Raw genomic sequence first — 18274 nt, forward strand, 5'->3', positions numbered from 1 at the left:
TGCTTGCTTCAATATTTGCCAGGTTCCAACTACCATTAACAACAGTAGATATCTGGCTCGCCCCAGTTCATTTTCTAACACTTTCTGGTATAGTTCACTTATCATTTTCGTTATTTAGGTCATATATGGTAAATATGACTTATCTTTTTTTGGAGTCTGTGTCTGTATTCCATGCTACATAAGCTTTTCAGCTGGCTTGTCCCCCTGTCAGGAGAATCACCTCATCCCCCGAACCAATTCCTAAAGCGACGATGGCCGCTTCTAAGGCCATAGAACCATTACACACGGAAACGGCATACTTTCGCCCAACAGCGAGGGCAAAGTTTTCTTCAAATTTCTGAACGAAGGGACCTTCCGAAGAAATCCAACCGCTATCAATACATTCGTTAAGATACTGTTTTTCCTTGCCCGCAAGTAGGGGTTCATTGACGGGAATAAAGCTACTCATGCTATCTCTGCTCCCGCCATTTTAACCACGGTTTCCTCAATTCCTGTAAAGCGAGTTTTATCCTGATTACCAACGTAGGGACCCTGTTTTACTTCAATCATTTCTACTTCTTCTAAGACTTGGAAACCATGGCCACCTTGTATCAATAAAACCACATCTCCATCTCTCAAGATATGACTTTCTAGATATTGTTGGTCGTCATCATAGAAATCTACCCGCAGTTTTCCTCTTTTGATAATTAAGACTTCCTGGGTAAAAAATACTTCTCGTTGTACTTTGTTATGAACGTGGGGCATAATACTTTTTCCCGTCGGGTGTCTCATATAGGCCAACTGTTGGGAAAAATCATCGGGAGTTAGGAAATGAATTCCCTCTTGGTTAAACTCTCGTCGGAGAATTATCGCTAAAACTTTACCCTCTTTCGTGATTTGAGAAATTGGCAAAGAGTTAAATTGACTTTCTGGCTTATTTTTCTGATTTTGTCGGCGGAGAAAATCTAAAGATAAAAAGTCTGAGGCTAGTTTAAACATGAATTTAACCCCCCTATGGGATGGTTGTGAGAAAGGCTGAAATTAATTGACGGTATAGAAGCTGTGAACCAGTGACTAACTTTTGTCACCCTCGTTAGGCCAATTTAATTTAATTAGCTAAAGCTTAATCTAATTAACACGATGTTAATTATAGTTAACAGAAGGTTAATCCCGATCAAGGCAAGATGCTTCTACCATACATTTAAGAAAACACGGGAGCATCTAACTTTAGAAATAGATAGAAATACTTAAGGGGTAAAAAAATAGGATTAAACAGGGGTCTCATGAAGATAAGCGGAACGATGGCGAAGCACTTGTGGAACATTTAGAACACAAGTCCGAGCATTTGTACTAAAATATCCAAGAGACGGCTAACTGCTATATTTTCTGATGACGATATAAATAGGGTTTGCTGAAAAAGTTTTTCGTGGGGGCAGGGTGTGGGGTTTTACCCATTTTCAGGGAAAAAGTACCTGAATTTTCCCCCCGCTCACTCCCAGGGCCGGTACTTTTGGATTGACAAAAAGTCTAAAAGTCTTATCCAGCAAGGTTTTTAGATTTATTCAGCAAGCCCTAAATAGCAAAAACTATAGACGAATAGCTATGAGCTTTGGTGAAGAATTTGAATTACTGCTGCGGGCGCGCTATCCTCTCATCTATGTTAGCACCCTAGAAGAAGAACGTCTCGAAAAAGCGATCGCCGATATTGCCAAACAGAGCAATAACCGTGCTGTCTATGTCTGGGATTTCGTGGATGGTTATCAAGATAATCCCAATAATGAGAACTTGGCTCGGCGTAATCCCCTCCAAGCTCTTGAATTCGTCGAAAAGCTGCCAGCTAACATCGCCGCGATCATAATTTTACGCGATTTCCAGCGCTTTTTAGAAGATATTGCCATCGCCAGAAAATTGCGAAATCTCGCCCGTTCTCTGAAATCTCAGCCTAAAAACCTAATTATCGTCGCTCCCGAACTGTCTATCCCCTCGGATCTCACCGAAGTAATCACCGTCGTTGATTTTCCCCTCCCTAGCGGCGAAGAAATTAAACAGGAAATTCAGCGATTAATCGCTGCCACCGGACAACCCGTCAAAGAACCACTCCTCGATGAATTAGTGCTTTCTGCCCAAGGATTATCCCTAGAGAGAATTCGTCGGGTTTTAGCCAAATGTTTAGCCAGTCACGGCAAAATTGAGCCAGAGGACGTGGAATTAATTTTGGCAGAAAAACGCCAATCGATTCGTCAAACCCAGATATTAGACTTTTATCCCGCCACAGAGCAGATTTCTGACATCGGGGGACTAGATAATCTCAAAGATTGGCTGATTCGTCGCGGTGGTGCCTTTAGTGAACGCGCCCGCGCCTACGGTTTACCCAATCCCCGGGGTTTACTATTGGTGGGAATTCAAGGGACGGGTAAATCCCTGACAGCGAAAGCTATTTCCCATCATTGGCACTTACCGCTGCTGCGTCTAGACGTGGGGCGTTTATTTGGCGGATTGGTGGGAGAATCGGAATCGCGTACCCGTCAGATGATTAATCTCGCCGAAGCTTTAGCTCCCTGTGTGCTGTGGATAGACGAAATCGATAAAGCTTTCGCCGGAGTGGATGGGAAAGGCGACGGAGGAACCACCGGGCGGGTTTTCGGGACTTTTATCACTTGGTTAGCCGAGAAACAATCGCCCGTTTTTGTCGTCGCTACGGCTAATAACATCCAATCTTTGCCCCCGGAAATGTTGCGAAAAGGACGCTTCGATGAGATATTTTTTGTCGGACTACCTAGCCAAAAGTCCCGCGAGGAGATTTTTAGCGTTCATTTAGGGAAAGTTCGGCCCCATAATCTGAAAAGTTATGATATAAAGCGACTAGCCTACGAAACTCCCGATTTTTCGGGGGCAGAAATCGAACAAACCATCGTGGAAGCGATGCACATCGGGTTTAGTCAAAATCGCGACTTTAGCACCGATGATGTGCTTGAGGCCGCTAGTCAGATTATACCCCTGGCTCGCACTGCTCAAGAACAGATCCAGTTTCTACAGGATTGGGCTAAGTCCGGCAAAGCTCGTTTAGCCTCTCGCGATGATCGTTTTAATGTTAATCCTAACAGTTAATTTAGCACCAATATGAAGCGTTTATCTGGTTTATTGCAATTTATGGTCGGTTTTGTCATGGGAGTGGCGATTTTGGTCGGTGGGGCCACTGCTGTCGCCTATATGCTTCTCTCCGGTATGAATTCTAATCCTCCTAAACCCGTCTTTACCGAGGAGAAAAAAGAGGAAACTAAGGAGGAAAAAGCCGCCGTCAAACCTTCTCCCATCCCTACTACTCCGGTCCAAGAACAACCCCAAGCTGAGGTGAAAGAGTCTCCCACAGCTGCACCAGCACCAAAAGCTGCCCCGAAACCCAGTCCCGAAGCAAGAAAAAAAGAAACCACATCCGAGGGTTATCAAGCGCGGGTGACATGGCAAAGCGGTTTAAGTCTGCGCTCTCAACCTACCAGTGAATCGACTCGTCTCGGTGGTCTCGATTACAATACTAAAGTCAGTGTGGTGGGAACCAGCAGCGATGGCCAATGGCAGCGCGTGCGTCTGTCCGATGGTCGCGAAGGTTGGATTAAAGCAGGTAATATTTCCAGAGTCCAGTAAATATTTAGAAGGGATAGATTTAGAAAATCTATCCCTTTCCCTTAATTCAAGAACGATTATCGCGATTAACTTTTCTGATTAACCAATAACTTGCCGCTAAAGCTAAGGTTCCCACGGTGAGGGCAATTAAGTCATCTTTACTGTATTTCTTGGGATCGAAAATAATAATTTTTCGAGAGATGGCAATTAAAGCCGTAACAACGACTAATTCAACCTGTACGATGTGTTTTCTTAAGTAAGCAGTGACGTTTTCTAATAACTCTAAGGCGATCAAAATATTGAGAAATAATCCGAAGATTTCAATTAAAGTTTTGCTAAAAAAACCGACGGGTTCCGTAGTAAATAAATCTTTGATTAGGATAACTACTAGGTCATAAAGAGAAACAATAATAACAACAATTAAGGCTACGGATAAAACCTTAGAAACTATGTTTTCAATGAGATGAATCGACTTCATGAAATCTTCATCGCGCCATTGTTGACCAAAATTGATAAGTAGTTTCCGTATCTGTTTGAGCATGATCGATTAAGTAAAAAGTAAAAATTATTATTGTATTTTATTGCTAATTGTTCTATTTAGCTAACAAGTAAGTATATCCCCCCTTTATCCCCCCTTGATAAGGGGGGTATCTGACAATTTTTAACATCTAAGTAGGGAGGCACAATTATTTGTAGGATGGGTTAGCGGTAGCGTAAACTATGCGGTCGTTGGGTTTCATGCTTCAACCCAACCTACGTTCATCTTATATTTAATTCCACCCACCCACTTACTTACTTAGAAATAATTTTACTTGAAGAAGGCTTCCCTAGAAAAAAATCTAGGTGCGATCGCTTTTAAGTCAACCGCACCCCAAACTAATACAAATGCTCGCATCTAGCTGACATCATCGTGAGCGAAACGATTATAGAGGAAGTCGAGGGCATAGTTACGCAGACGATAATATTCCGGATCCTCCATAATTCTCTCCCGATCGCGGGGACGGGGGAAATGAATATTCATCACTTCGCCGATTTTCGCTTCCGGTCCATTGGTCATCATTACCAGCTTATCAGCGAGGAAAAGAGCCTCATCGATATCATGGGTAATCATCAACACCGTACAGCGTTTATCTTGCCATATTTTCAGCAATTCTTCCTGTAATTCCTCTTTGGTAATCGCATCCAAGGCACCAAAAGGTTCATCAAGAATTAATACTTCCGGACGGATAGAAAGGGCCCGGGCGATCGAAACCCGTTGTTTCATCCCCCCGGAGATTTGGGGAGGGGTTTTGTCCATAGCTTCGGTTAAACCCACCATAGCTAAATGTTCCCGCACGATCGAGCGTTTTTGTGCTTCCGGAGCATTGGGAGAGACCGCATCTACCGCGAGATAGACATTTTCAAAAACGCTTAACCAAGGCAATAAAGCATAGTTTTGAAACACTACCATGCGATCGGGCCCAGGTTTAGTAATTTTCTTACCGTTAACTTTAACGATGCCATCGGTGGGAGAAGAAAAACCCGACACCATATTTAATAGGGTCGATTTACCGCAACCAGAGTGACCGATCACACAGATAAATTCACCTTCATTGATGCTGAGATTAACATCCTTAAGGACGGTGTAGGGGCCTCTAGCAGTGGGATAAACCTTAGAAACTCCTTCAATGGTGACAAAAGCTTCTTTACTGAGGGCCTGGGTTGCTCGGTTAATTGTGTCGGTGGTGGTGTACATGATTAGTCTTTGGGGGAAATTAGTTAATAGGGGCAATGACTGGAGATAATTGGCTAATAATTATCCCCTTAGTCGATTTTTAGGCAATTTTGCGAGATTCACTGGCACTAGGACGAGCATCAATAGCCACTTCGGCCATGGTGACGTTTTGTTTGATCTCTAAACTATTGAGATAACCGATCGGATCCTCGGCATCAAACTCGATACCATCGAATAAAAGGATCGGTGTGCGACGATATTTAATATCCCCTAGACCCAATTCCCGGGCCGCGGTACTGAAGACACCCACCCGACAGACGCGTTCGAGAATTTCTACCCAGTTACGGGGGAAAGGAATGTGGCCCCAGCGTGCCATTTGGGTCATCATCCAGAGGTGTTCGGTACGACTGGGACGATTTACCCCTTCTCCATAGAACAGATGGTGTGCATATTCTTTCATCGGTTGATCAATACTGCACGCGTAGGAGTTGGGATCACCCAGTTGGATATAATCAATATTGGTACTAAGATACTGACGACTGGCGAGGATTTGACGAATTTCTTCCTGATTCCCTTCCTCGGCACAGTAGCGACAACCTTCCAGCAGTGCTTTGACTAAAGCGACGTGGGTATTAGGGTATTTATTGGCCCAATCTTCCCGAACTCCCAGGGCCTTACCCGGGTGGCCCTGCCAGATTTCTAAGTCGGTGGCGACGGTATAACCGATACCTTCCATAGCGGATCTGAGATTCCAGGGTTCACCGACACAGTAACCGTCGATACTACCGGTTTTCAGGTCGGCTACCATTTGGGCCGGGGGAATAGTTTCGAGGTGAACGTCTTTATCGGGGTCAATTCCCGCTGCCGCTAACCAGTAACGTAGGAGCAAATTGTGCATCGAGGAGGGGTGAACAATGCCAAAAATATGGCGCTGCTCCTTCGATTCCAATAGCATCTGTTTTAAAGCGTTACCGTCAATCACTCCCTCGTCATAGAAGCGTTTAGCGAGGGTGACACCGTTACCGTTACGAGTCATAGTCAGGGCGCTGACAATCGGCAAAGGTTGCTCCTGATAACCACCGACGGTTAACCAGGTGGGCATTCCCGAAGGCATTTGCGCCCCGTCGAGGAATCCCCCTGCGATCCCATCCACAACCCCTCGCCAACTGGTTTCCCGGACTAAATTCACCTCATCTAGACCATGTTTAGTAAAGAATCCCTTTTCTTTGGCCACTGCTAGGGGCGCGCAAGCGGTGAGGGGAACAAAACCGATTTCTAGATTGACTTTTTCTAAACCGTGACGGGCAATTACTTCGACTTTGCGGGCGCGCAGTTTTTTGATCCGTTTTTGTTGGTTGAGGAAATAGATAATTTCACTCCGGAGACTGTAGTAACTGGGGTGTTCCACCACTTCCATGCGTTTGCGGGGACGGGGAATATCCACTTCCAAAATACCGCCAATTTTTGAGCCGGGGCCGTTGGTGAGCATGACGATGCGATCGGATAATAGCACTGCTTCATCCACATCGTGCGTCACCATTACCGAGGTCATTTGGTATTCTTCGCACAGCTGCATTAACTGTTCCTGTAGATTACCTCTAGTCAGGGCATCTAACGCGCCAAAGGGTTCGTCTAAAAGCAGGACTTTCGGACGGATGGCTAGGGCGCGAGCGATCGCTACCCGTTGTTTCATCCCCCCCGATAATTCGTTGGGACGTTTATCCACTGCATGACGAAGATTGACCAGATCGATATATTTTTCGACTTCAGCTTTTCTTTCATCTTCTGATAGTTGAGCGAGAACTTGATCGACGGCCAGAGTGATATTTTCTTTGACGGTTAACCAGGGTAAAAGGGAATAGTTTTGGAAGACTACCATGCGATCTGGTCCTGGTTTTTTAATGCTTTGACCTTGCAAAGTCACCACTCCTTCCGTGGGCAAATCTAAACCAGCGATCATGTTTAAGAGGGTGGATTTTCCGCAACCGGAGTGACCGATGAGGGAGATAAATTCCCCTTTTTTTATCTGTAAATCGATCCCTTTCAAGGCCACATATTCACCGCCACCACTAAGGGGGAATACTTTATCAATGTTATCGACAGCGACAAACAAACTCATAGTTTTTTCTCCTTAAATTGGCTCAAGTTTCAGTTATTTGAAAAATGGGTAAACTTTCCCCATTAATTCCCTATTGACGAACGATTTGATTTTGCAACCAAGCCATAAAGCGATCGAGTAATAAACCCACACCACCGATATAAAACAGAGCGAGAATAATATCACTGATGTAGTTATTTTGGTAGGCATCCCAGATAAAGAAACCGATACCGACAATACCCGACATAACGATTTCTGCCGCAATAATCGCTAACCAAGCTAAACCGATCGCAATTCTCAAACCCGTGAATATGTAGGGAAGAGCCGAGGGAATTAATATCTTGAAAAAGAATTTTTGGTTGGACAATTGCAAGACTTGTTTAACGTTGATATAGTCTTGAGGAATTTGTTGAACACCGACAGTGGTATTGATCAAAATCGGCCAAACTGCGGTGATAAAAATAACGAATAAAGCAGCGGGTTGGTTTTGTTGTAAAGCGGCCAAAGATAGGGGAACCCAAGCAAGAGGAGGAACTGTTCTTAGGAATTGAAAAAGGGGATCGAGTGCCTTATTTAAGAAAGAATTTAAACCGACCATAATCCCAACTCCAATACCCACCACTGCGGCCAAAGAATAACCGATTAATACCCGTTTTAGACTTTCGAGAGTTTGCCAGAATAGTCCCTTATCAATACCTCCACGGTCAAAGAAAGGATACATTAAATAGGTGCGGGTACGCTCATTAGTAATAATGTCCGATGGCGGTGGTAATTTAATCAATCCCACCATAGACATTAACTGCCATAAAATCAGGAAAAATAAAATACCCACAATGGGAGGAAGGATATCTCCAGAATGTTTTTTCCAGAATTTACTGAAGTCGAAACCACCCTTGCTTGTTCTGCTGACGCTAGTTGCCATTTTGCCGTTTTCCTTTGTTGAAGATAAAGTTACTTGATTGGGGAGAGAAGAAAACACTTTTGGGATTAATAGACTAGATATTTTATGCACCTAGCCTATCGGGAAAAACTCCCTATTTTTTAATCGCCAAACTATCGAGATAAGCTTGGGGATTAGCGGGGTCAAAAGTTTTGCCATCAAAGAATTTCTCCACACCGCGGGAGGTACTGGTAGGAATATCAGCTGCGGGAACCCCTAACTCTGTGGCTGCCGCTTTCCAAAGATCCTCGCGGTTAACTTTGTCGATTAATGCTGAGGCAGTGGTTAAAGTTTCTTTCGGCAAGAAACCCCAACGAACACTTTCGGTTAAAAACCAGAGATCATGACTCTTGTAGGGATAGGAAACGCTACCGGCGGGATCTTTCCAGTAGAAAACCCCTTTATTTTTGTCGGTGATTTCCGGTTTACCGTCACCCATTTTCTGCATTCCTTTGAGGGGACCGGCGATAATTTCTTCTTTGAGGTTGAAATAAGCCGGTTTAGCGAGAATTGCCGCCGCTTCTGCCCGATTTGCCTCTTGATCGAGCCATTGCTGCGCTTCCATAACTCCTTTTAATAGTGCCTTAGTAGCTTTCGGGTTTTTATCCACCCAATCGGCGCGGATAGCGAGGTATTCTTCCGGGTGATAGGGCCAGATTTCTGCGGTTAAAGCTGACATAAAACCGATCTGATCAGCCACAATTCTCGCCGGCCAAGGATCGCCGGTACTAAACGCATCCATGGTTCCGGTTTTCATGTTGGCCACGGTTTGGGCGGCAGGAACCGCAATTAGGTTAATATCCGTATCGGGGTTAATACCACCGGCGGCTAACCAGTAACGAATCCAGAAGTCTTGATTAGCTTTCGGGAAAGTATAGGCGGCTTTGAAGGGAGTTCCCGTCGTTTTCATGGCGAGGATGTAATCTTTGGCGGGTTTTAGGTCTAAACCGATATTTTTGCCTTCGTGTTTACCTGCGATCGCAATTCCGTTACCCTGGGTGTTTAACTGCGCTAACACATACATGGGGACTTTAACGTTATTTTTGGTGATTAGTCCCTCGGAAATTAGGTAAGGCATGGGCATTTGCCACTGTCCTCCGTCAATTCCGCCCGCATCTGCCCCAATTTCGACGTTATCTCTAGCGGAGCCCCAGTTAGCTTGTTTGGAGACTTCCACATCGGGCATCCCGTGTTTAGCGAAAAAGCCTTTTTCCTTGGCAATAATTAAAGGTGCGGCCTCAACAATAGGAATATAACCTAATTTAATTTTGGTGGTTTCGGGGGCCTCTCCGGGAGCCACCGCAACGGGAGAAGCAACCGGGGAAGCGGGCGCGGTGGTGGTGGTTCCACCCGTACTGTCGGGGGGATTACCCACACAACCTTTGAGGACAACAGCCCCTGCCGCTGAAACTGCCGCCGTGGTTAAGAATTTCCGTCTCGAAAATTTTGACATAGAATCTCCTACCTGCTGCTAAAGCAAATATGTGTGCTGAATTATGGGTAAAGGAATCCCTCGCTAAACTTTCCTTCTAGCCCGTGCTATAGAAATTTAGCTATGGAATATTGAGTCTCGATTGAACTTAATAAATAAGTCTAGCGGAATTTGGAAAAAATAATTAATCTGAGCGAGAATTTTATGTACAAAAATTTAATTCGATTGATAAGGATTAATTAAGACCATTGATATATCTAGCTTCTAGCCACTTAAAAAGGTTTCCGTAGGGCGCTGGAGCAGGGGTGATGGGGAGCAGGGAGGTGGGGAGAAACAACAAAATGAGCCAAGGGTGAGTTTTAGGAATGCGGCTCCTTCCGGCTTGGTAGAATAGACAATATGCTTTCACCCCAAAGTAATGACCAGATCTAAAAAGCCGAAATCACCGAACTCCTCTGATTCGCCTACCGCTCCTTCCTTGGCTCTGTCTTCCCTACATTTTCGTCTCCAAGCTTTAGAGGAGGAGCATCAGTGGCTCCTCAAGCAGATTGGCAGAAAACGCAACGAACTGAAGAAATTCCTCGACCAGATGCGTTCCCTAGCGACGGAGATTTTCCAGAGAGGACAACCCCTCTATCAAAAACTTACCGACCTCGACCGCGAAATACACGCCCTTTTTGACGAAATCCTCACTGCTAGAAAAATGGGGCAGCAGACAAAAAAAAGGATTCTCGGAATTTACGAGACACTTCAGTTAACGGGGGTGATTAGCCCAAAATTTGACGATGGAGATGAAGAACTTGACGAACTTTTCGGAGACGAAGAACCAGAAGGAGCATCGGAGCAATCCGCGCAGGATTTCTTCTCTGGGGAAGACTCCTATGGCCGTCACGATGATGGAACAGAGCTATCACCTGAAAGCTCGCCTAAATCTCCTGAATCTAGACAAATACGCCGCACTTTCCTGAGAATGGCCGAGATTTTTCACCCCGACAAGGTTACGGATCCCGAAACTCGGATGCGTCACAACGAGATTATGAAGGAAGTCAACCGCGCCTATAAAGAGGGAGATATTGCCAAACTGCTCGAAATCGAACGACAGTATCAAATGGGGGACACTTTCGAGGTTGAAGGCTCATCGGAAAGCGACCTCAAACGACAGTGCGAGAGGGTTGAAACCAATAACGAACTACTCAAAAAGCAGTACGAGAACCTGAAAAGAGAACTGCGCTCGGTGCGAAATACCCCGGAAGGCGAGATGGTGAGGGCCAGTCGCGCTTGTGAGAAGGATGGCATCGACCCGATTGAGCAAATGCTAGAGGAGATGAAATTACAAGTTCAATCCACCGAAAAAATCTATAATTTTGTCCGTGACTTCCGCGATAAAAAGATAACGGTTAAAGAGTTTCTGCGCGGACCGGTCAGGATGGGCAGCAGCCCGGAAGAGATGGAAGACATTCTTGATCAACTTCTGCAGCAACTTCGCACAATCAGCCGTTGAAGAGAGAACGCCAATATTTAGGGTATGCTGAATAAATGTGAAATATAGACGAGGTAAGGGTTTTAGGGTTCTGTTTTGCTCTCACAGGTGCAAGATTTTGAGAGAATCGTCGTTCAAAACCTTGCGTCTTCATCGGCCCGTGTCCTGTAGGGGCGAAGCATTCGGGCAATAACCTATCGGTGAAACCGTAGATTTTCTATCCGAATGCTTCGCCCGTACTTTTTGCCGCAAACCCTAAATAATCAGGATTAAGCTTTTGTTACTCCCGATCAACCTTTTTTAAACCACGCCTTAAGTCTCACTAATTTCTTGTCGTGGGTCATCCTTGGGTGGATGGAGTTGGCCCGCTATCCATTGCCGTCGGGCATTCTGGATAAAGGGTTGAATATGGTCGATCGAAAGAGGGGCGGAACTGAGGAGTTCGGGATAGTGACAGTATTCACACCGGAACCTAGCGCGTTGTCGAACAATATGGTAGAGCGATTTAGGAATGACCATTTACTCTGGCAGCAATGACAGCGTTGATGTAGCTGAAAATTTGGTCGAGTTCGCCAATCGCTTCTAGCTCAAGGACTTCCTCCGGGGTGAGATCATCAGCTTTTTTTTTGTCAAGAAGCGTCTGCATCCGATCGCCCAGTTCATCTGTAAATTTGAATAGGGTGAGATTATTAATCTGTTGCACCCGCAATCCTTTGGGAATCAGGCTAGAGGGTTTGACAAGAGCGCTCATGGTTGTAGCTGGCTTTTTGAGCAACTTTACTGCCCATAATATAACACCACCTTCCCAACTGATAACCGATAACTCTCGAGTAACGCACAGAAAACGGGTTTCTCCGAGAAACCCGTTTTCTACTCATGCACTCATGCAAAAAGGGGAATAAATAATCAGTTTTTAATAACTGGATTTAGGATAAAATTTAACATTAACGCCATTTTCTCAAAAAAATCGACCTGCCGTGAGGCGGGAAAGAAAAGAAAAAAGAAAAAATAGGAAATAAGGGTAAAAAGAGAAAAAGGGTTACAGAGTCCTCCCAGCACCGCACACCACCCGAAAACCGAAGCGGTAGAAGTAGAAGTCGTAGTTGAAGTCGCGGCGGGAGCTGAAGTAGCGGTAAGCGGAACGGCAGTAATACGGAAAGCTGCGCCAAGAACCGCCACGCAGAGAAGAATGATTATCATTCCCATTTTCTGTCCAAGCACTGCCATCCGTGGGCGCACCAGCATAATTATCATGCCAAGTATCGGCGCACCATTCCCAGACATTGCCGTGCATATCGTACAGTCCGAAGGCATTGGGGGGAAATTGTCCCACGGGAGTTGTTTCGCTTCGATATTCTCCCTTCGCTTCCTCGGCGTAGGTATAGCCGGCATTGTAGTTGGCCAATTCCCCGGTAATGGTTTCCCCAAAATAGAATGGGGTGGTGGTTTCAGCACGACAAGCGTACTCCCATTCCGCCTCACTCGGTAGCCGATACTCCCGTTTTGTTTCCCTTGATAGTCGTTTACAGAATTCCGTTGCTTGATACCAGTTGACTCCTTCTACGGGTAGCTCATCCCCATTGAAGCGAGAGGGGTTTGTCTCTAGGTCGATGTCTATTTTAGCGGTTGCGGCGATCGCTTTCCACTGGGACTGGGTGATGGGATAACGTCCCATGTAGAAAGAAGAAACGGTTACTCGATGTTGAGGTCTTTCCCATCCAAATCCTTCCCAACCAAATTTTTTTACCAGTCTTTTGATTTCCTCGTCTTCCGTTCCCATCGTGAAAGTTCCCTCTGGGATGGCGACCATTTCTAAGGTGATGCCGTTGCCCAAATCTTGGGCGAAATATGAGGCTTCTGCCTTTTTTCGTTCGACTTCCTGACCTTTGGCATTTACTTTTACCACATCAAAATCAAAATCAAAATCAAATTTCATTGTGTTGATTTCCCCTAAATGTTATCTCACTTGCCTTTAACCAAACATTCTAACTCCACTATCTTTCCCTCGACATCAAGCCACTACAGTGGCACCCCTGAGATAATCTTCTAGTTGGCGATCGTTATCGTGGCTGAGATTGCCTAGAGGTAAAGTTTCGACGCTAAAAGCTCTCACCTCGCTAACTTCTAATGTATCTTTGATCTGAAAATTCCCCGCAGCCGTCACTTCAATTAACAATGAAATGGAGTGAATACGCGGATCACGCTCAAAAGAGGAATAAACCCCGACTAAACGCCCTAAACTGACTAAATTTAATCCTGTTTCCTCTTTTAATTCCCTTTGAGCAGTATTAAAAATATCTTCCCCCCAATCGACCATTCCCCCCGGTAGGGACCATTTGCCGGTGTCTCTGCGTCGGATTAAAACAATTGTACCATCAGCAAGCAGCGGAATTATTGTCACCCCAGTTACAGGATGACGAAAGATAATTCCCATCACACTTTTAATAAAATGCCAAACACGACCCATATATAAGCTGTTCGTAATTTAAATTGCTTGTTGAGACGAGGCAAAAGGCAAAAGGCAAAAGGCAACAGTAAAAGGATTGGGGGAGGTTCGGCTAATTGTCAGAAGAAAGAGGTTTCCTTCCCTACACCCCACACCCCACACCCTACACCCTCTTTCAAGTCAGGACTTTTGCCTAACACCTATCCCCCAACCCCCAACAATATCAATCATGATTGAGAATGGCTTTAGCTTGAATTAAAGCCGATCGCACTTGTTCAAAACCTGTGCCACCATAGCTATTACGGGCCGCCACCACCTGACGAGGAGCGATCGCGTCATAGATATCGGCCTGAAAAGCTGGATGTAATTCTTGCCATTCCGTCAGGGTTAAATCTTTCAATAACTTACCCGCTGCCAAACTGCTTTTAACGACTTTCCCGACTAAATTATAAGCTTCTCGGAAGGGAATCCCCTTACTGGCTAAATAATCCGCCACATCCGTCGCATTAGAAAAATCTTCCGCCACCGCGTTAGCTAATCGGTCGGTTTTAAATTGAATTCCGGTGGCTAAAAGTACCGTCATCGCTTGCAAACAAATCCGCACGGTTTTAACGCCATCAAATAACGCCTCCTTGTCTTCCTGCAAGTCTTTGTTATAGGCTAGGGGTAAACCCTTCATTAAGGTCAATAACGCCTGTAAATGCCCAAAAACACGCCCTGTTTTGCCGCGCACCAATTCGGGAACATCGGGATTTTTTTTCTGAGGCATAATGCTAGATCCCGTGGCACAACTATCGGTGAGAGTGATAAAACTAAATTCTTGGGAAGACCAGAGAATCATTTCTTCGCTCAAACGGCTCAGGTGGACCATAATCAGACTAGCGGCCGTCATAAATTCAATAGCAAAATCTCGATCGCTAACTCCATCGAGACTATTGTTATACACCTGCTCAAAATCGAGTAAATTGGCGCTGTAATGACGATCAATCGGAAAAGTCGTCCCTGCTAAAGCGCCACATCCTAGGGGCGAAATATTAGTCCTGGCGCGAATTTGCCCTAATCTTTGGTGATCCCGTTCGGCCATTTGAAAATAAGCGAGGAGATGATGGGCTAAACTAATCGGTTGAGCGCGCTGCAGGTGGGTATAACCGGGGATCAGGGTTTCCAGATGGTTTTCGGCGTGATTGACTAAAGCTTGCTGAAAATTGCGAATTTCTTGCCTAATATCATCGATTTGTTGTCTAAGATACAGACGAATATCCGTTCCTACCTGATCATTCCGCGAACGGGCCGTGTGCAGTTTTTTGCCCACATCTCCCACAATCTCGGTTAAACGACGTTCCACGGCAAAATGCACGTCCTCTTGATCGATGCCGGGGTTAAAGTTGCCGGTGCGATATTCTTGACGAATTTGTTCCAATCCAGAGACGAGACTATCTGCTTCTTCGGGGCTGATAATACCCGTATAGGCGAGCATTTTAGCGTGAGCGATCGATCCGGTGAGATCATACTCGATTAATTCGATATCAAAGCCAATACTGGCGTTAAATTCTACGATCGTAGGATGGAGACTACCTTCAAAGCGATCGCTCCAAGTTTTCTTTGCTGTCACTGTTTTCGTTAGATGATTGTGTATAAAGTTAACCAAAATATGCTGGACAATTTTGGGGAATAATCCAGTGCTGATAGCATTACCGCTTCAGGTTAGAAAAATCTCCAACCCTACAAACATAAGAATAGCAAGAATTGCTCGCTCTGGCTGAATACCGATAGGCGAAAAGCTAATAAGAAGTAAAACCTCGAAACAGATAACCGACAACCAAACCGATTAATAAGGCCGATGCTTGCCCAGTTTTGACGAAATTTGAGAAGGATTTCTGGACATTGCCGATGATATCCACGTCTTGATCCGAAATAGTCATCAAGACATTGGTAAGGGGCGAAAAGTCGATCGAGACAGATAGATGATGGAAGATGTCGATCACGATGGGATTCCTCAAAGGCGAAAATCTACAGAACAAGTTAACATGAAAACGACTTTTGTACTCTTGGCGGTGAGTTGGAGAGGAGGTCACTTTCAAGATGATTGAGATTGCTGGTAATAGGATAATAATAAGTTACCCGCTTTTTCTAAATCTTGCCCAAAGGCGATAATTCCTTCTTCATGACCACTCATCACTAAAATTTGTTGCTCCTCTAGACTATCTTCTTGACATAAACGGATAATTTCTGCGGCCATTTCTGGGGTTCCATAGGCGATATTTTCTTGAGTGGTCGGCACTCGATACATTAAATTTTGCCACAGGGGACGATGATGAATATGAATTACCCCATTAATCCGGGGATTCGCTTCATAAATTGCTCCATGGGTGAGAGTTTCCGAAGAAGCGGCAATTGTTCCCCGACAAGTGACCCGATTCTCTCTCCAATCGTAGTCTATAACCGTGGTGTAATGGGATTCATTTAATACCTGGATTCCCCCAGTGTTAGTGCCAGAAATAATGATTTCTTTGTCTATTTTTCCTCGTTGACTCACATTCCCAAAACCGATTCCGTTATCGTATTGACCGATTAATCCCAGTCGATAGAGGCGATTGCGCCAATAATTTAATTCTGCAATCTCTAAGCTTATTAAGGGACGGTCAGGAATCCAAGTACAATCGTATTTAACATAGCCTTCATCAATCATAGATTTTTCTGAAAATATTCGGGATAATTTTGACAAACTTTCTCCACAAAGTCCTGGAGAGGATAGGAAATATTGGCGATATAATTATCTTTAACTACTTGGGAGAATAGGGGTAAAACTTCTGTATCTAAGGCGGGGTTAAATAACTCGATCGGCAGGATTAAATCAGACCCTTCCCGCACATCAATGGTCTCAAAATTATCGGCTACAATTAACCAAAGAGGACGCACCCAAAGAGCCGAACGACTTTCGATCACTTGAATTACTTCTCCGTATAAAGTTCGATTTTTGCAGAATAAACTAACAATTTGATGGGGAGTGAATGTGTTCATAGACAATTCTAGTTTTCCTCGATCAGCTAAGACGCATTTTAATCGCTTATTCTTAGATTAGCCGAATCTTCCCCCAATCTCTTTACTCTTGCCAGAGCCAACAGTAAAGAGTATCTCATCTCCACAAGCAATTTAAATGCGCGGGCAGCTTATCTTTCACTGGTTACTGAAAAAAGCTTGCCACTTGCCGATCCCTTGCCAGATCGGGAAAAAACGGCTCTTCTAGGTTGTGTGTGATAAGTTTAACTTACATTATGATTGATCGATCTTTGTGTCCTTTGTGTCTTTGTGGTTCGTTCCACCCCCTCTCTAGGAGGAATGTATCTTAGAATACATTTTACCCACCAAATCCAAGAGAGCCAAAAAACTCCGTTAGAATACGGAAAGCCGTTTACAAAACGATACAAAATCATGACCGTTGCTTACCCTCGTAAATTCAAGAAGACGATGAGCGCTCGCGACATCATGAAGCGTGTCATTAGCGATCGCGAAATTCATCTTGTCACCCTCAACCGCTACCGCTACAACGAACAACGTAGCTGTAAAGACCTGACCGAACTGATCGAAACCTTAGACGGACAACCGAAAGAACTGATCCAGGACCTTTCCCACCACGTCGCCGATGAGGCCCGCCATGCCTACTGGTTAACCGATTTATTAATCGAATTGGGGGCCGATGTGGGGAAACCGCCGGGGTTGTCCTATATCGATGAATTTGAACGTCTTCTCGATCAAGATCAATTCCAAGGCGAAGAACAAAGGGAAGATGGACTGATTGCGGCCCTAGCGGCAATTAACGTCACGGAAAAACGGGGATGCGAATACTTTGCCGCCCATATCTATGCCCTCAAGGAAGGGGAACAAACCCCAGAAAATCTGAAAATTCAGGAAACGATCGCCAAAATCTTCCCTGAAGAAGCGGGTCATGTGCGTTGGGGTAATCGTTGGTTAGCCAAAATTGCCCAAAAAAGCCCCGAACATCGGCAAAAAGTCGAAAAAGCTAAGGTCAAATACTCGGCGATCGAACAGGCCGCCTATGAATCGGGTATGGATATCACTCTGGGGGCAGAATTACGCCGCGTCGGTCATTTAATGGAAATCGCCGCCACTATGCCGCTCTGGGAACGTCCTCAATATCTGATGGAACGTTTACCCCAAACCCTTCTCGACCCGAAATTGCAATTATTCCGGGTAGAAGCGGCTCAAAAAGCCTGGAATCGTGATCCACAAATGTTTATGGAACGCTTTTTACCGATGTTTTTTAATGCGGACGGCAATATCGGCAAAAAAGAGAAAGTCAACTAATTTAACCTTGATTTTCAGGGGCAATCGTTCAGCGATCGCCGAAGAAATGTTCATCGAGGATCGAGAAAATCGGCTATTGTTTTAAATAGGGGTGAGTTCTCGGCTTTAGGGCCGGAGAAACACCACTTTTTTACTGTTTATTTTGGCTTTTCTCTTTTGGATTATGCGTCTTTTAGCTGCCTTCGATCGCTATCCCGATAGTGTATCTTTAACCCTAGAACCAGTAGCCACCGACTCG

At 44.9% G+C, this 18274-nt stretch carries 18 protein-coding genes and 1 pseudogene; 4 read left to right on the forward strand and 15 right to left on the reverse strand.

The window, feature by feature from the left end; all coding sequences use genetic code 11:
• Positions 1-205 precede the first annotated feature (205 nt).
• A pseudogene (locus tag IQ242_RS02505) lies at positions 206-448 on the reverse strand (DegT/DnrJ/EryC1/StrS family aminotransferase); the annotation flags it as partial.
• The gene (locus tag IQ242_RS02510; RefSeq protein ID WP_149985959.1) at positions 445-978 is read right to left on the reverse strand and encodes a hypothetical protein; all 534 of its coding nucleotides are present in this window, start codon (positions 976-978) and stop codon (positions 445-447) included. The pseudogene IQ242_RS02505 and the gene IQ242_RS02510, both read right to left, overlap by 4 nt.
• Positions 979-1581: 603 nt before the next feature.
• Here IQ242_RS02510 and IQ242_RS02515 point away from each other — a divergent pair.
• Both IQ242_RS02515 and IQ242_RS02520 read left to right on the forward strand, forming a co-directional pair.
• Positions 1582-3087, forward strand: coding sequence for an AAA family ATPase (locus IQ242_RS02515; RefSeq protein ID WP_193958920.1), 1506 nt, complete (start codon positions 1582-1584; stop codon positions 3085-3087).
• A gap of 12 nt (positions 3088-3099) precedes the next feature.
• Positions 3100-3621: an SH3 domain-containing protein gene (locus IQ242_RS02520; RefSeq protein WP_193958921.1), complete on the forward strand. Its 522-nt coding sequence runs from the start codon at positions 3100-3102 to the stop codon at positions 3619-3621.
• Between the two features lie 46 nt (positions 3622-3667).
• Here IQ242_RS02520 and IQ242_RS02525 read toward each other — a convergent pair whose 3' ends face one another.
• From IQ242_RS02525 to IQ242_RS02545, 5 genes are all read right to left on the reverse strand, one after another.
• Positions 3668-4141: a phosphate-starvation-inducible PsiE family protein gene (locus IQ242_RS02525; protein WP_193958922.1), complete on the reverse strand. Its 474-nt coding sequence runs from the start codon at positions 4139-4141 to the stop codon at positions 3668-3670.
• A 354-nt stretch (positions 4142-4495) separates the two neighbouring features.
• Positions 4496-5335 (reverse strand): nitrate ABC transporter ATP-binding protein, encoded by an 840-nt coding sequence (locus tag IQ242_RS02530; RefSeq protein ID WP_193958923.1) that lies wholly within the window; start codon positions 5333-5335, stop codon positions 4496-4498.
• A 79-nt stretch (positions 5336-5414) separates the two neighbouring features.
• On the reverse strand, positions 5415-7433 hold the full coding sequence (locus IQ242_RS02535; protein ID WP_193958924.1) for a nitrate ABC transporter ATP-binding protein: 2019 nt from the start codon (positions 7431-7433) through the stop codon (positions 5415-5417).
• A gap of 70 nt (positions 7434-7503) precedes the next feature.
• The gene (ntrB, locus tag IQ242_RS02540) at positions 7504-8334 is read right to left on the reverse strand and encodes a nitrate ABC transporter permease (RefSeq protein ID WP_193958925.1); all 831 of its coding nucleotides are present in this window, start codon (positions 8332-8334) and stop codon (positions 7504-7506) included.
• 112 nt (positions 8335-8446) lie between these two features.
• The gene (locus IQ242_RS02545; protein WP_193958926.1) at positions 8447-9805 is read right to left on the reverse strand and encodes a CmpA/NrtA family ABC transporter substrate-binding protein; all 1359 of its coding nucleotides are present in this window, start codon (positions 9803-9805) and stop codon (positions 8447-8449) included.
• Between the two features lie 397 nt (positions 9806-10202).
• On the opposite strand from IQ242_RS02545, the gene IQ242_RS02550 reads away from it, so the two are divergent.
• Positions 10203-11285 carry a molecular chaperone DnaJ gene (locus tag IQ242_RS02550; RefSeq protein WP_193958927.1) on the forward strand — a complete coding sequence of 361 codons (1083 nt, stop codon included), beginning with the start codon at positions 10203-10205 and terminating at the stop codon, positions 11283-11285.
• Between the two features lie 291 nt (positions 11286-11576).
• Here the strand turns inward: IQ242_RS02550 and IQ242_RS02555 are convergent, their stop codons facing one another.
• The 8 genes from IQ242_RS02555 to IQ242_RS02590 all read right to left on the reverse strand — a co-directional run bounded on the left by IQ242_RS02555 (position 11577) and on the right by IQ242_RS02590 (position 16731).
• Entirely contained in the window at positions 11577-11783 is a 207-nt protein-coding gene (locus tag IQ242_RS02555) for an HNH endonuclease (protein WP_081330836.1), read from the reverse strand.
• Entirely contained in the window at positions 11770-12015 is a 246-nt protein-coding gene (locus IQ242_RS02560; protein ID WP_002772702.1) for a hypothetical protein, read from the reverse strand. The genes IQ242_RS02555 and IQ242_RS02560 overlap by 14 nt, the downstream gene beginning before the upstream one ends.
• A gap of 288 nt (positions 12016-12303) precedes the next feature.
• Positions 12304-13200, reverse strand: a complete 897-nt coding sequence (locus IQ242_RS02565; protein ID WP_193958928.1) for a formylglycine-generating enzyme family protein — start codon at positions 13198-13200, stop codon at positions 12304-12306.
• 75 nt (positions 13201-13275) lie between these two features.
• Positions 13276-13731, reverse strand: a complete 456-nt coding sequence (locus tag IQ242_RS02570) for an NUDIX hydrolase (protein WP_193958929.1) — start codon at positions 13729-13731, stop codon at positions 13276-13278.
• A 202-nt stretch (positions 13732-13933) separates the two neighbouring features.
• Entirely contained in the window at positions 13934-15322 is a 1389-nt protein-coding gene (gene argH / locus IQ242_RS02575) for an argininosuccinate lyase (protein ID WP_193958930.1), read from the reverse strand.
• A 169-nt stretch (positions 15323-15491) separates the two neighbouring features.
• Complete coding sequence (locus tag IQ242_RS02580; protein WP_193958931.1) at positions 15492-15695, reverse strand: hypothetical protein; 204 nt, start codon at positions 15693-15695, stop codon at positions 15492-15494.
• Between the two features lie 92 nt (positions 15696-15787).
• Positions 15788-16399 (reverse strand): class II aldolase/adducin family protein, encoded by a 612-nt coding sequence (locus IQ242_RS02585; protein WP_193958932.1) that lies wholly within the window; start codon positions 16397-16399, stop codon positions 15788-15790.
• Complete coding sequence (locus IQ242_RS02590) at positions 16396-16731, reverse strand: hypothetical protein (RefSeq protein WP_052277408.1); 336 nt, start codon at positions 16729-16731, stop codon at positions 16396-16398. The genes IQ242_RS02585 and IQ242_RS02590 overlap by 4 nt, the downstream gene beginning before the upstream one ends.
• A 411-nt stretch (positions 16732-17142) precedes the next feature.
• On the opposite strand from IQ242_RS02590, the gene IQ242_RS02595 reads away from it, so the two are divergent.
• Positions 17143-18036, forward strand: coding sequence for a ferritin-like domain-containing protein (locus IQ242_RS02595; protein WP_193958933.1), 894 nt, complete (start codon positions 17143-17145; stop codon positions 18034-18036).
• The last annotated feature ends 238 nt before the right edge of the window (positions 18037-18274 follow it).

This window comes from Microcystis sp. LEGE 08355, assembly GCF_015207185.1.
Lineage (GTDB): Bacteria > Cyanobacteriota > Cyanobacteriia > Cyanobacteriales > Microcystaceae > Microcystis > Microcystis panniformis.